The sequence below is a fragment of the Streptomyces sp. NPDC040432 genome, from assembly GCF_055595445.1.
Genome location: NZ_JBVIVP010000004.1, coordinates 143,703 through 157,446 on the forward strand (window position 1 = coordinate 143,703; position 13,744 = coordinate 157,446).

Genomic DNA, 13,744 nt, shown 5'->3' on the forward strand with positions numbered 1-13,744 from the left:
AGCCGGCGCCCCCGGCCCGGGGTCGGGTCGGGGGCGCCGGCGGGCGTCGTGGGGCCGGTCCGGCTATCCGCGGACTCCGCAGAGGTGGAGCAGCGCGGCCACCGCGCGGTACGGATCGGTCCGCCCGGCGCGTTCCTCGGCGGCCAGCAGCCGCTCCAGTTCCTCGTCGCGCGGCAGTTCGTTCCCGGCCTCGGTGCCGTCGGTGAAGACGCGCACCCCGTACCAGGTGTGCAGGGGCGCGCCGATCCCGGAAAGGGTCGCCGTGAGACCGGCCAGCCGATCGGCCCGTACGTCCAGGCCGAGACGGTTGGTGTAGTCGACGGTGTCGAACGCGGCCAGCGCGGCCGTCCAGTCGCCGGACTGGCCCGGACGCATGGCGAGCGCGTCGCCGTTGCGCACGAGCAGGGACAGCAGACCGCCCGGTGCCAGCATGCGGGCCAGTCCCGCCAGCATGGCGTCGGGCTCGGCCACGTACATCAGCACGCCGTGGCAGAGCACCACGTCGAAGCTGCCCGGCCCGAAGTGGGCACCGGTCTCCCGGCCGTCACCCTCCAGCAGTCGGACCCGGTCGCGGATCCCGGCGGGTTCCGCGGCCAGCGCCTCCTGCGCGACCCGCAACATCTCCGGGTCCTGTTCCAGACCGGTGACCTTGTGCCCGGCGCGGGCCAGGCGCAGCGCCTGGGTGCCCTGGCCCATGCCGACGTCGAGGACCCGCAACCGCTGCCCGACCGGGAAGCGTTGCGTGATCTGTTCCTCGACCTGTCGGCCGACGAGTTCCTGGCGGACGGCGTTGCGCAGTCCGCCGAGGCCCTCCAGCCAGAGCCGGGCGCCGCCGGCGAAGCCGCCCCCCGACGCCCCGGCCGGTCCGGGCGTCCCTCCGGTCAGGGCCGTTCCCCGCGCTTGACCTGGGGCTTCGGCAGGCGCAGCCGGCGCATCTGGAGGGTGCGCATCAGGCCGTACGCCACCGCGCCGCGGCGCGGCTCGTCCGAGAAGCGCTCGTTGAGCGCCTTGCGGAGCCGGAACACGAGGCCGACGGAGTCGACGATGATCAGGGCGATCACACCGAGCCACAGCATCAGGGCGATGTTCTGGATCGACGGCACCCGGACCATGCTCAGCACCAGGATGATCACCGCGAGGGGCAGGAACATCTCGGCGACGGAGAAACGGGAGTCCACGAAGTCGCGGACGAACCGGCGCACGGGGCCCTTGTCACGGGCGGGCAGGTAGCGCTCGTCGCCACTGGCCAGCGCCTCGCGCTGCTTGGCCATTTCCACACGACGGCGCTCACGGGCTCGCTTGGCGTCCTCCTTGCGATTGCCGGTCGAGGCCACCACGGCCTTGCGCTGCGACTGGGCCACAGCACGCTTCGGCGTCGGGCGGCCCTTCGGGGCCTGCGGGTCACGGGGCTGCGAGAGGTCGGCGCTCACCTTGTCGGTGGCGGCGGCCTTCTCTTCCTTGGAGGAGCGGCTACCAAACACAAAACCCAAGCCTACGTGGTCGAAGGCACGCACCCCACCCCGGCGGGGAACGATCCGGCAACGGCGGGCGTCTTCCCAGTAGCGGTTCCCCGTGGGCACTCCCGGGTATCCCCGGAGCATCCGGGGTTCTCGGGGATCACCTACTCCTTACGCCTGACACGGTGCGGGCGTAGTCGTCCTGGAGGAGGAGCGCATCCGTACTCGATCAGTGCGGTAATGGAAGCAGGGCCCGTAGTGTGGTCCTGTCGGTGACCTTGAGCGAAGTCCGTCAGAAGGGGGCGCGCGAAGCCCATGAGCGGTGTCATGAAGCGTATGGGGATGATCTTCCGCGCGAAGGCGAACAAGGCCCTTGACCGGGCCGAGGACCCGCGCGAGACCCTTGACTACTCGTACCAGAAGCAGCTGGAACTGCTGCAGAAGGTACGCCGCGGCGTCGCCGACGTGGCGACCTCCCGCAAGCGCCTGGAACTGCAGCTGAACCAGCTCCAGGGGCAGTCCGCCAAGCTGGAGGACCAGGGCCGCAAGGCGCTCGCCCTCGGCCGCGAGGACCTGGCCCGCGAGGCCCTGTCCCGTCGGGCCTCGCTCCAGCAGCAGGTCAGCGACCTGGAGGTGCAGCACCAGACCCTCCAGGGTGAGGAGGAGAAGCTGACCCTCGCCGCCCAGCGCCTCCAGGCCAAGGTGGACGCCTTCCGCACCAAGAAGGAGACCATCAAGGCCACCTACACGGCGGCCCAGGCACAGACGCGGATCGCCGAGTCCTTCTCCGGCATCTCGGAGGAGATGAGCGACGTCGGCCTGGCGATCCAGCGGGCCGAGGACAAGACCGCCCAGCTCCAGGCCCGGGCCGGCGCGATCGACGAGCTGCTGGCCTCCGGCGCGCTGGACGATCAGAGCGGCCTCGGCTCCAAGGACGACATCCAGGCCGAACTGGACCGCCTCTCCGGCGGCACCGACGTCGAGCTGGAGCTCCAGCGGATGAAGGCCGAGCTGGCGGGCGGCCCGTCGGCCCAGCAGCAGGCCATCGAGGGGGGCGCCCCCGGCGAGGGCCGGCCGTCGCAGACCAAGCACCGGTTCGACAAGCAGTAGGACGGGGCCCGTCATGATTGTCCGCATCATGGGGGAAGGGCAGGTGGAGATGGCCGACAGCCACTTCACCGAGCTCAACAAGCTGGACGACGAACTGCTCGCCGAGATGGAGCGCGGTGACGAGGAGGGGTTCCGGCGCACGCTGGGCGCCCTGCTGGAAGCCGTGCGGCGGCTCGGCGAGCCGCTCCCGGACGACGCGCTGGAGCCGTCCGAGCTGATCCTGCCCGGACCGGGCGCCACGCTCGACGAGGTCAGGGCCATGCTGAGCGACGACGGCCTGATCCCGGGCTGACCGCGCGCCGCGGCCGCTCGGACCGTCCGCGCGGCAGCACACCGACGTGTGAAGGGCCCGCCCCCTGGAAACCGCCCGTGCGGCGGATCCCGGGTGCGGGCCCTTCACGTACGCGCCCGTTCCCCCGGCGCGCCCCGGTCACTCCGGGCGCTCCGTTCTCTCCGGGACCTTCCGGTCCGGGTCCGGGGTTCCGCCGATGAAGTTCTCGAACCGGCGGCGCGGGTGCGCCCATCGCCGGTCGTGGTGGAAGGCGCGCAGCCCGGCCCTGGCCCGGGCGCGCGGCCGGTTCACGTAGAACCTCTTGGCGTACGGGGACCCCGGCCGGGCCAGCCGCACCGCGCCGATCAGCGCGACGAAGGGCACCACCAGGCCGAAGATCGCGGTGCGGGCCTTGCCCTTCCACAGGGCGATCAGGGTGAGGAAGAAGTTCGTGGCGGTGTTCATGACCACGAGCCCGCGGTTCTGCCGCTCGTCGGCGGTCAGCTCGTTGACCCCGAACGGCAGGAAGCCGCCCAGCACCAGGGCCACCAGCGCCGCCGTGACCACCACGACCTCCACGCTCTTGCGGCCCTGCTCGCTCCAGTACACGTCGTCGAGGTGCAGGATCAGCGCGAACTCGTCCAGCACCAGGCCCGCGCCGAGCCCGAAGATCACCGCCGACAGGGCCGCCCCGAGGCCGTACCGGCCGCTGCCGACCGCCCCGAAGCCGCCGATGATCACGAGGATCACGCCCGGGACCACGTGGTGCACGTGGACGCCGCCCGGGGTGATGTTCTTGAAGGGGCCCTTGCCCGCGCGGATCAGCCGCGTGATCACCCGGGTGATGAGGAACGAGGTCACGAAGGACAGCAGGGCGAGCAGCAGCGGGAGCTTCCCCGGCTCGACGATGTTGCGGTACCACCAGTGACCCATCGCACCAACTCTCTGTGTAGCGGCTCCCGATTTGGCACGTAATACGCAATTTACCGCCCGCCCCGAGCGGGTAGCGTTCCCGCCGATGAAAGATTCGTTCGACGATCCGCCCCCCGTGCCGCCCTCCGAGCGTGCCTCGCTGCCCGACGGGCTCCGCTTCGCGTTCGGCACGCTGACCGTGCTGCCCGCGCGCATCACCCGCTGGGACCGACCGGCCGCCCGCACGGGCATGGCCTGCGCCCCCGTCGCCGGCCTCGCCGTCGGGCTGCTCGCCGCCGTCCCCGGCGTCCTCCTGCTGGTCCTCGGCGGCGGCCCGCTGCTCGCCGCCGCGGTCACCGTCGCCGTGCCGGCCGCGCTGACGCGGGGGCTGCACCTCGACGGCCTCGCCGACACGGCCGACGGACTGGGCAGTGCCAAGCCCGCCGACGCCGCCCTGCGGATCATGAAGCAGTCCGACATCGGCCCCTTCGGGGTCATCGCCCTGCTGATCGTCCTCCTCGTCCAGACGGCCGCCCTCGCCGACGTGTACGCCGACAGCTGGGTGCGGGGCGCGCTCGCCACGCCGGCCGCCGCGGTCGTGGGCCGGCTCGCGATGACCCTCGCCTCCCGCGAAGGGGTGCCCGCCGCCCGGCCCGAGGGCCTCGGCGCGGCCGTCGCGGGAGTCGTCCCGAGCCGCGCCGCCGTGGCGGTGACAGGCCTGGTCACGGCCGCCGCCGCGCTGGCCGCCCTCCCGCTCGGCCTGCCCACGGCCCTCCAGTACGCCGCGTCCGTCCTGGCGGCCCTGGCCGCCGCCGAGATGCTGCTGCGCCGCTGTGTCCGCCGCTTCGGCGGCGTCACCGGTGACGTCTTCGGAGCCCTCTGCGAGGTCGCCGTCACCACCGCCCTGGTCCTCCTGGCCCTCGGCTGACCCCGGCCGGCGCACCCGGCGCACCCGTCCCGCCGGTCACGCAGCGGCGCCGCGTACTCTCGGGGCGTGGACGAGACCGTGGAGCAGACCCAGGACGGCGGCCCCATCCGGGTGCTGCTCGCCGACGACCAGGCGCTCCTGCGCAGCGCGTTCAAGGTGCTGGTCGACTCCGAGCCCGACATGGTCGTCGTCGGGGAGGCCTCCGACGGCGCCCAGGCGTACGCCCTCGCCGGCGAGCGGCGGGCCGACGTCGTCCTCATGGACATCCGGATGCCCGGGACCGACGGCCTCGCCGCCACCCGCATGATCAGCGCGGACCCCGAACTCGCCGCGGTCCGGGTCGTCATGCTGACCACCTTCGAGGTCGACGAGTACGTCGCCGCCGCCCTGCGCGCCGGCGCCTCCGGCTTCCTCGGCAAGGGCGCCGAGCCGGACGAGCTCCTCAACGCCATCCGCGTCGCCGCCGCCGGCGAGGCCCTGCTGTCCCCGGCCGCGACCAAGGGACTGATCGCGAGCTTCCTCGCCCAGGGCGGCCGGGTCGACGCGCCCACCGCCGGCTCCGCCCACGCGGAACGGCTCGCCACCCTGACCGGCCGCGAGCGCGAGGTCCTCGTCCACGTCGCCGCCGGCCTGTCCAACGACGGCATCGCGGCCCGCCTGGAGGTCAGCCCGCTGACCGTCAAGACCCACGTCAACCGGGCCATGGCCAAGCTCGGAGCCCGGGACCGGGCGCAACTGGTCGTCGTGGCCTACGAATCGGGCCTGGTTCGGCCGCGTTCCGACTGATCCGCGGGGTCGCGCAGTAGGACGGACTACTGCAAGTGCGGTATGCGGCGCATAAGGACGGCACCTGGGGGCGACGCCGACGGGCCCGGGGGTGCGGAAGGCTGGGGGTCGCCTCGCGCGTGCCCGACGGCATGCCCTCGTATACGTCACTGCAGAGAGATCCCATCCATGTCCTGGCTGTCCCGATTCAGCCTTGCCCAGAGAGCGCTGGTCGGCCTCGTGTCGATCGTGGCGCTCCTCTTCGGCGCCATAGCCATCCCTCAGCTCAAGCAGCAGCTGCTGCCCTCCATCGAACTGCCCATGGTCTCCGTGCTCGCGCCGTACCAGGGTGCCTCGCCGGACGTCGTCGAGAAGCAGGTCGTCGAGCCGATCGAAGCCACCCTCAAGGGCGTCGACGGCATCACCGGGATCACCTCCACCGCGAGCGAGGGCAACGCCCTCATCCGCGCCACCTTCGACTACGGCGACAGCGGCACCAAGCAGCTCGTCGCCGACGTCCAGCAGGCCGTCAACCGGGCCCGCGTCCGACTGCCCGCCGACGTGGACCCGCAGGTGGTGGCCGGTTCCACGGACGACATCCCGACCGTGATCCTCGCCGTCACCTCCGACAAGGACCAGCAGGCCCTCGCCGACCAGCTGGAGCGCTCCGTCCTCCCCGCGCTGGAGGACATCGACGGCGTCGGCCAGGTCAGCATCGACGGCGTCCGTGACCTCCAGGTCACCGTCACCCCCGACAACGCCAAGCTCGCCGCTGCCGGCCTCGACGGTGCCTCCCTCGCCAAGGGCCTCCAGGCGGGCGGCGCCGCCGTCCCCGCCGGCTCCTTCGACGAGGAGGGCAAGAACCGCACCGTCCGCGTCGGCGCCGGCTACACCTCGCTCGCCCAGGTCGAGGACCTGCGGCTGAGCCCGGCCACCGGCAAGCCGGCCGTCCGCCTCGGTGACGTCGCCTCCGTGAAGCAGGAGCCGGCCGCGGCCGACTCCATCACCCGCACCAACGGCAAGCCCAGCCTCGCCGTCGTCATGACGATGGACAAGGACGGCAGCGCCGTCGCCATCTCGGACGCCGTCAAGGACAAGCTGCCCGAGCTGCGCTCCACCCTCGGCTCCGGCGCCGACCTGACCGTGGTCAGCGACCAGGGCCCGGCCGTCGCCAAGTCCATCTCCAGCCTCACCACCGAGGGCCTGCTCGGCCTGGTCTTCGCGGTGATCGTGATCCTGGTCTTCCTGGCGTCGCTGCGCTCCACCCTGGTCACCGCGGTCTCCATCCCGCTGTCCGTGGTCCTCGCGCTGATCGTGCTGTGGACCCGCGACCTGTCGCTGAACATGCTCACGCTGGGCGCGCTCACCATCGCCATCGGCCGGGTCGTCGACGACTCGATCGTGGTCCTGGAGAACATCAAGCGCCACCTCGGCTACGGCGAGGAGCGCGAGGCGGCGATCATCACCGCGGTCAAGGAGGTGGCCGGCGCGGTCACCTCCTCCACGCTCACCACCGTCGCCGTCTTCCTGCCCATCGGGCTGACCGGCGGCATGATCGGCGAACTCTTCGGTTCGTTCTCCCTGACCGTCACCGCGGCCCTGCTGGCCTCGCTGCTCGTGTCGCTGACGGTCGTACCGGTGCTGTCGTACTGGTTCCTGAGCGCGCCGAAGGGCGTGGTCGCCGGAGACGCGGAGAGCGCCGCCGAGGCCCGCCGCGCAGCCGAGGAGAAGGAGGCGAACAGCCGCCTCCAGCGCTTCTACGTGCGGGTCCTGGGCTTCGCCACCCGTCGCCGCCTGACCAGTGTGGCCCTCGCGGTGGTCGTCCTGATCGGCACGTTCGCAATGACCCCGCTGTTGAAGACCAACTTCTTCGACCAGGGCGAGCAGGACGTCCTGACGGTCAAGCAGGAACTGGCCCCCGGTACCTCCCTGTCCGCCGCGGACGAATCCAGCCGCAAGGTGGAGAAGCTGCTCGGTTCCGTCGAGGGGATCAAGAGCTACCAGGTCACCGTCGGTTCCTCCGGCTTCATGGCGGCCTTCGGCGGCGGTACGGGCTCCAACCAGGCCTCGTACCAGGTGATGCTGAAGGACTCCGGGGACGCGGAGGCCGTCAAGAAGCGCATCGAGAGCGGACTCGCGAAGCTCGACGGCATCGGCAGCACCCGCATCGCCGCGGGTGACGGCTTCGGCAGCCAGAACCTCAGCGTCGTCGTCAAGGCCGGCGACGCCGCCACCCTGGCCAAGGCCGCCGAACAGGTCCGCACCGAGGTCGCGGCCCTCAAGGACGTCGCCGACGTCCAGAGCGACCTGGCCCAGTCGGTGCCCCGCATCTCCGTCACCGCCACGCCCAAGGCGGCCGACGCGGGCCTGGACCAGGCGATGCTCGGCGCGGTCGTCGCGCAGGCCGTCCGGGGCAACCCGGCGGGCAAGGCCGTACTGGACGACACCGAGCGGGACATCGTCATCCGTTCCGCCCGCCCGGCCACCACCCTGGCCGAGCTCCAGGCGCTGCCGGTCGGTCCGGTCAAGCTCGGTGACATCGCCGAGGTCAAGGTCGTCCCCGGCCCGGTCGCGATGACCCGGATCGACGGCGCCCGCGCCGCGACCATCACCGCCCGTCCCGTCGGCGAGAACACCGGGGCCGTCAGCTCCACCCTCCAGACGAGGATCAAGGCGCTGGACCTGCCCGCCGGGGCCTCGGCCTCCATCGGTGGCGTCTCCGAGGACCAGGACGAGGCCTTCGGCTCGCTCGGCCTGGCCATGCTCGCGGCCATCGCGATCGTCTTCATGCTGCTGGTCGCGACCTTCCGCTCGCTGGTCCAGCCGCTGATCCTGCTGGTCTCCATCCCGTTCGCGGCCACCGGCGCGCTCGGCCTGCTGATCGTCACCGGTACCCCGATGGGCGTCCCGGCGATGATCGGCATGCTGATGCTCATCGGCATCGTGGTGACCAACGCGATCGTCCTGATCGACCTGGTCAACCAGTACCGCGCCCAGGGCCTCGGCGTCGTCGAGGCGGTCGTCGAGGGCGGCCGGCACCGGCTCCGTCCGATCCTGATGACCGCCCTGGCGACGATCTTCGCCCTGCTCCCGATGGCGCTCGGCGTCACCGGCGAGGGCGGCTTCATCTCGCAGCCCCTCGCGGTGGTGGTCATCGGCGGTCTGGTCAGCTCCACCCTGCTGACGCTGCTGCTGGTGCCGACCCTCTACACGATGGTCGAGCTCCGCAAGGAGCGCCGCCGCGCGAAGAAGGAGGCCCGCCGTACGTCGGTCCCGACGCGGACGGACACGCAGGAGCCGGTCAAGGTCTGACCCGACCGCCTCCCACGCCGAAAGGGGCGCCCCCTCGGGGGCGCCCCTTCTCGTGCGTCGGGTCGGTGGGCCGGCCGTTACGGCAGGGCCAGCATCCGTTCCAGGGCGAGCTTGGCGAAGCTCTCCGTCTCCTTGTCCACGGAGATCTGGTTGACGAGGTTGCCCTCGGCCAGGGACTCCAGGGTCCACACCAGGTGGGGGAGGTCGATGCGGTTCATCGTCGAGCAGAAGCAGACCGTCTTGTCGAGGAAGACGACCTCCTTGTCCTCCGCGGCGAAACGGTTCGCCAGACGCCGGACCAGGTTCAGCTCGGTACCGATGGCCCACTTGGAACCGGCCGGGGCCGCCTCCAGCGCCTTGATGATGTACTCGGTCGACCCGACGAAGTCCGCGGCCGCCACGACCTCGTGCTTGCACTCGGGGTGCACCAGGACGTTCACGCCGGGGATGCGGGCGCGCACGTCGTTGACGGAGTCCACCGAGAACCGGCCGTGGACCGAGCAGTGACCGCGCCACAGGATCATCTTGGCGTCGCGCAGCTGCTCGACGGTCAGGCCGCCGTTCGGCTTGTGCGGGTTGTAGAGCACGCAGTCGTCCAGGGACATGCCCATGTCGCGGACGGCGGTGTTGCGGCCCAGGTGCTGGTCCGGCAGGAAGAGGATCTTCTCACCCTGCTCGAACGCCCAGTCCAGGGCCTTCTTCGCGTTGGACGACGTACAGATCGTGCCACCGTGCTTGCCGGTGAACGCCTTGATGTCGGCGGAGGAGTTCATGTACGAGACGGGGACGGTGACATCGGCGATGCCCGCGTCCGTCAGGACGTCCCAGCACTCCGCGACCTGTTCGGCGGTGGCCATGTCGGCCATCGAGCAGCCCGCCGCGAGGTCCGGCAGGACGACCTTCTGGTCGTCGGAGGTCAGGATGTCGGCCGACTCCGCCATGAAGTGGACGCCGCAGAAGACGATGTACTCGGCCTCCGGCTTGGCTGCCGCGTCCTTGGCCAGCTTGAAGGAGTCACCGGTGACGTCGGCGAACTCGATGACCTCGTCACGCTGGTAGTGGTGGCCGAGGATGAAAACCTTGTCCCCGAGCTTCTCCTTGGCCGCGCGGGCGCGCGCCACGAGGTTCGGGTCCGACGGGGAGGGCAGGTCGCCGGGGCACTCCACCCCGCGCTCGCTCTTGGGGTCGGCTTCGCGGCCGAGCAGCAGCAGGGCAAGGGGCGTCGGCTGGACGTCCAAGGGCTGGGCGGTGGTCACGACACGCACCCTTTCTGTTCTGCGACTAGGAACTTTGCGACTTCTCGTCTACTTGACGCTATCTATCATAACCGCTTCACGTCACTTTGACGATGCCGATAGTGTCGATGTGACGCATTCGCGGCCCGCCGGCGGCCCCCTCACCGATGCGGTTCGTCCGGTCCGCCCACCCGCCCGCGAGGGTGTGCGAGCATGAATGTCTGAAACAAGGAGCAGGACCCGGAATGAATCCGCGGTCCCGCTGGTTGCCACCGACGGCAAGAGTCCGACGTTTCCCCAGCCTCCGGCGGGGAGCCGCCCACTTCGGGAGTGAATGCAGATGTCCGTACAGGACGACAAGACCACTGTGAGCGACGGCATCCTCCTGTCCGACGCCGCCGCCGAAAAGGTCAGGACCCTGCTGGAGCAGGAAGGCCGCGAGGACCTGGCGCTGCGCGTCGCCGTCCAGCCCGGCGGTTGCTCCGGCCTGCGCTACCAGCTCTTCTTCGACGAGCGCTCCCTCGACGGTGACGTCGTCAAGGACTTCGACGGGGTCAAGGTCGTCACCGACCGGATGAGCTCCCCGTACCTGCACGGCGCCTCGATCGACTTCGTCGACACCATCGAGAAGCAGGGCTTCACCATCGACAACCCGAACGCCACCGGCTCCTGCGCCTGCGGCGACTCGTTCAGCTAGTCCGGCGGCGCAGGCGGCACGTCCGCCGGCGCAACCGACGAGGGCCCGGGCCCCGGTCGCATCCGACCGGGGCCCGGGCCCTCGTGCGTCGCCCGCCTCCGGGCCGCTACTGGCGGGGGAGGGGCTTGCCCGTCGTCGCGTCGACCACCTTGCGGTCACCGAGCGGCTGCTTGAGCGTCACCGTCTCGGACATCTCCTGCGCGATCATGATGCAGGCCCCGCCCGGCTTGTTCGGGGTGTCGGTGATCTTCACCAGCACCGAAGTGCCCTCCTCCCGCGCCTCCACGGCGTAGGTGCTGCACGCCCCGCCCCAGAAGTTCACCGTCAGCTTCCGGTCCGCCTCGGCGTACGAGAACCCGGGCACCGTGCGACCCTGCGGGGGCACCGGGGTCCCGCCGTCCTCGGCCGCCGCCGGCTCCACGACGGTGTGGCCCGCCCCGCCCGACCTGCCCGCCACCTCGAACAGCCAGGCCGGCACCAGGCCCCGGCCGCCGTCGACCGTCCCCGGTGCCAGACCGAGCACGGCGCCCCGTACGGACTCGGTCCGCGGCGGCTTCATCGGACGCGGCTCCGGGTTGCACGGCACGGTGTCCGTGGCCCCCGCGGGCGTGTCCGGGGTCAGCGGGACCGAGGTCGCGCAGCCGCTCGGGTTCGGGCCGCTGCCGTCGCCGGTGTTGCGGGCGTTGAGTCGGGCCAGCGCCTCGACCGCGCCGACCACGGGCCGCTCCCCGGACCGCACCGGGGCCTTCAGCTCGCCGCTGCCGGCCACCACCCGGGAGTCCGCCCCCACGCTCACCTTGCTGGACCAGCCCTGGGTGGCCAGCCCGCCCACCACCGGGTCGGCGCTCACGACCCGGACCGAACCCTGCACGAGCCGGGCGTCCACCTTGGCGTCGGGCTGACCCACGGCGGCGAGCACCGGAGCCGCCGCACCCTTGGCCGCCTCCTCGGAAACCGGCTTGCCCGCGACGTCGCCCGGCGCCACGGGGGAGTCCGCGCCGCCCTGCGGCAGGGTCGCCGGCCCACAGGTGTCCTTGCCGCGCACGCAGTCGTCGCCCGCGCCGTTGCCGGTGCCGTCGCCCTTGCCCGGTACGCCCTGGAAGCGGGAGAAGCTCCAGGTGCCCGGCGCCTTGCGGGTCACCGTCAGCCGGGGGCCCGTGCCGTCGGCCGTCTCGCCCGCGTGCCAGACCTCGCCGTCGAGCCGCGGCGCGCCCTCGATCCCGAGGGCCTTCGCGAGCCGGGTCACCTCCTCCGCGGTGACCTCGCCGGACGCCGCGAACGAGGGCGCCGAACCCGGCGCCTCCGGCAGCGGCACGTCGGCCGTGTACGTCACACCGGCTCCGGAGGGGTCCGGCTCCCCGGGGGCGATGCCCGGCCCCGTGGGCGCCGCCGCCTCGCGGGGTGCGGAGGCCGCGCTGTCACCCGTACGGCCGCCACCCGTGCCGCCGCCGTGGGCCGTCGAGGCCCAGTAGGCCGTGCCGCCGCCGGCGAGCAGGACGGCGGCCGCGATCGAGCCGATGGCCCAGGACGGCCGCCGTCGTGTGGCGCTTGCTGTGTCGGGTCGTTCGCTGGTCACCGATTCGCTCCTTCGCCTGTCCCGCGGTACGTGTTGCGGGTGTGACGTGGCGGCGGCGGAACCGGTTCCCCCGGGATCCTCGCGGTGGCGGAACTCAGTCGCCGTAGGCCGCCGTCGAGGCGATCAGGCGGGCCGAGTCCGCCGGAACGCTGATGCCGTGGATCTCGGAGGGCGCCACCCGGACCGGCCGGGGCCCCTCCGGGACCGCCCAATGGGGGGCCATCCGGGCGCAGTCGCCCAGCAGCCGTGCGAAGCCGGGCCGCGCGTCGGCGGCGTACTGGACGTGCCCGAAGCCATCGGTGTAGGTCATGGGGGCACGTTATGCACGCCACGACGAGCGAAGGAAGTCCTACTACGGGGTAGTTTCATCCGGTCGGCCGGAGGGCCGCGACCGGGTAGTTTTGACTGTCCCCTTGCCGTCCTCCGCAGGAGCGTCCACGCCGTGCGCATCGCAGTCACCGGCTCCATCGCCACCGACCACCTCATGACCTTCCCGGGCCGTTTCGCGGACCAGCTGGTCGCCGACCAGCTCCACACGGTCTCCCTCTCCTTCCTCGTCGACAACCTCGACGTCCGGAGAGGCGGAGTCGGCCCGAACATCTGCTTCGGCATGGGTCAGCTCGGCACCCGCCCGATCCTCGTCGGCGCGGCCGGCTCGGACTTCGACGAGTACCGCGCCTGGCTGGAGCGGCACGGCGTCGACACCGATTCCGTGCGCATCTCCGAGGTGCTGCACACCGCGCGCTTCGTCTGCACCACGGACGCCGACCACAACCAGATCGGCTCCTTCTACACGGGCGCCATGAGCGAGGCCCGCCAGATCGAGCTGAAGGCCGTCGCCGACCGGGTGGGCGGCCTCGACCTCGTCCTCATCGGCGCCGACGACCCCGAGGCGATGCTCCGCCACACGGAGGAGTGCCGTACCCGCGGGATCCCCTTCGCCGCGGACTTCTCGCAGCAGATCGCCCGCATGGACGGCGAGAACATCCGCACCCTGATGGAGGGCGCGACGTACCTCTTCTCGAACGAGTACGAGAAGGGCCTCATCGAGTCGAAGTCCGGCTGGACCGACGAGGAGATCCTCTCCAAGGTCGGCACCCGCGTGACCACCCTCGGCGCGCAGGGCGTGCGCATCGACCGCGTCGGCGAGGAGCCGATCGTCGTCGGCTGCCCCGAGGAGACGGCCAAGGTCGACCCGACCGGCGTCGGCGACGCGTTCCGCGCGGGCTTCCTCACCGGACTGGGCTGGGGCGTCGGCCTGGAGCGGGCCGCGCAGGTCGGCTGCATGCTGGCCACCCTCGTCATCGAGACCCTCGGCACCCAGGAGTACACCCTGGCCCGGGCGCACTTCATGGAGCGCTTCACCAAGGCGTACGGCGACGACGCGGCCTCCGAGGTCCGCGCCCACCTCGCGTCCTGACGCACCGCGCCACCCGGTGACGGACCCGGCCCGCCTCCCCGGCGGGTCGGGTCCGTCCCGT

The 13,744-nt window shown here is 71.9% G+C and carries 13 protein-coding genes; 7 read left to right on the forward strand and 6 right to left on the reverse strand.

Translation table 11 applies throughout. The features are described from left to right. Positions 1-63: 63 nt before the first annotated feature. Positions 64-816: a methyltransferase domain-containing protein gene (locus ACZ58N_RS10915; RefSeq protein WP_471158290.1), complete on the reverse strand. Its 753-nt coding sequence runs from the start codon at positions 814-816 to the stop codon at positions 64-66. 65 nt (positions 817-881) lie between these two features. Continuing rightward, positions 882-1,490 carry a DUF3043 domain-containing protein gene (locus ACZ58N_RS10920; RefSeq protein ID WP_471157762.1) on the reverse strand — a complete coding sequence of 203 codons (609 nt, stop codon included), beginning with the start codon at positions 1,488-1,490 and terminating at the stop codon, positions 882-884. Positions 1,491-1,772: 282 nt separating this feature from the next. Here ACZ58N_RS10920 and ACZ58N_RS10925 point away from each other — a divergent pair, with 282 nt between their 5' ends. Together ACZ58N_RS10925 and pspAA are read left to right on the forward strand one after the other, a co-directional pair. Then, positions 1,773-2,567 carry a PspA/IM30 family protein gene (locus tag ACZ58N_RS10925; RefSeq protein WP_471157764.1) on the forward strand — a complete coding sequence of 265 codons (795 nt, stop codon included), beginning with the start codon at positions 1,773-1,775 and terminating at the stop codon, positions 2,565-2,567. A gap of 13 nt (positions 2,568-2,580) precedes the next feature. Continuing rightward, positions 2,581-2,859, forward strand: a complete 279-nt coding sequence (pspAA, locus tag ACZ58N_RS10930; protein ID WP_471157766.1) for a PspA-associated protein PspAA — start codon at positions 2,581-2,583, stop codon at positions 2,857-2,859. Positions 2,860-2,997: 138 nt separating this feature from the next. Here pspAA and ACZ58N_RS10935 read toward each other — a convergent pair whose 3' ends face one another. Further along, positions 2,998-3,771, reverse strand: coding sequence for a hypothetical protein (locus ACZ58N_RS10935; RefSeq protein ID WP_471157768.1), 774 nt, complete (start codon positions 3,769-3,771; stop codon positions 2,998-3,000). A gap of 85 nt (positions 3,772-3,856) precedes the next feature. On the opposite strand from ACZ58N_RS10935, the gene ACZ58N_RS10940 reads away from it, so the two are divergent. The 3 genes from ACZ58N_RS10940 (at position 3,857) to ACZ58N_RS10950 (ending at position 8,755) form a co-directional block, all read left to right on the forward strand. Then, a complete protein-coding gene (locus ACZ58N_RS10940; RefSeq protein ID WP_471157770.1) occupies positions 3,857-4,678 on the forward strand; it encodes an adenosylcobinamide-GDP ribazoletransferase in 822 nt (273 codons plus the stop codon). 66 nt (positions 4,679-4,744) lie between these two features. Further along, positions 4,745-5,464, forward strand: coding sequence for a response regulator (locus tag ACZ58N_RS10945; protein WP_471157771.1), 720 nt, complete (start codon positions 4,745-4,747; stop codon positions 5,462-5,464). 168 nt (positions 5,465-5,632) lie between these two features. Next, positions 5,633-8,755 carry an efflux RND transporter permease subunit gene (locus ACZ58N_RS10950; RefSeq protein WP_471157773.1) on the forward strand — a complete coding sequence of 1,041 codons (3,123 nt, stop codon included), beginning with the start codon at positions 5,633-5,635 and terminating at the stop codon, positions 8,753-8,755. Between the two features lie 77 nt (positions 8,756-8,832). Here the strand turns inward: ACZ58N_RS10950 and nadA are convergent, their stop codons facing one another. Further along, positions 8,833-10,020 carry a quinolinate synthase NadA gene (nadA, locus tag ACZ58N_RS10955; protein ID WP_471157775.1) on the reverse strand — a complete coding sequence of 396 codons (1,188 nt, stop codon included), beginning with the start codon at positions 10,018-10,020 and terminating at the stop codon, positions 8,833-8,835. A gap of 310 nt (positions 10,021-10,330) precedes the next feature. Between nadA and erpA the strand changes: the two genes are divergently transcribed. Beyond that, entirely contained in the window at positions 10,331-10,687 is a 357-nt protein-coding gene (erpA, locus tag ACZ58N_RS10960) for an iron-sulfur cluster insertion protein ErpA (RefSeq protein ID WP_008738845.1), read from the forward strand. 106 nt (positions 10,688-10,793) lie between these two features. On the opposite strand, the gene ACZ58N_RS10965 is transcribed toward erpA, so the two are convergent. Both ACZ58N_RS10965 and ACZ58N_RS10970 read right to left on the reverse strand, forming a co-directional pair. Next, complete coding sequence (locus tag ACZ58N_RS10965) at positions 10,794-12,263, reverse strand: hypothetical protein (protein WP_471157777.1); 1,470 nt, start codon at positions 12,261-12,263, stop codon at positions 10,794-10,796. A gap of 94 nt (positions 12,264-12,357) precedes the next feature. Continuing rightward, positions 12,358-12,573 (reverse strand): hypothetical protein, encoded by a 216-nt coding sequence (locus ACZ58N_RS10970; protein WP_471157779.1) that lies wholly within the window; start codon positions 12,571-12,573, stop codon positions 12,358-12,360. A gap of 132 nt (positions 12,574-12,705) precedes the next feature. Here ACZ58N_RS10970 and ACZ58N_RS10975 point away from each other — a divergent pair, with 132 nt between their 5' ends. Further along, complete coding sequence (locus tag ACZ58N_RS10975; protein ID WP_471157780.1) at positions 12,706-13,683, forward strand: carbohydrate kinase family protein; 978 nt, start codon at positions 12,706-12,708, stop codon at positions 13,681-13,683. Positions 13,684-13,744 lie beyond the last annotated feature (61 nt).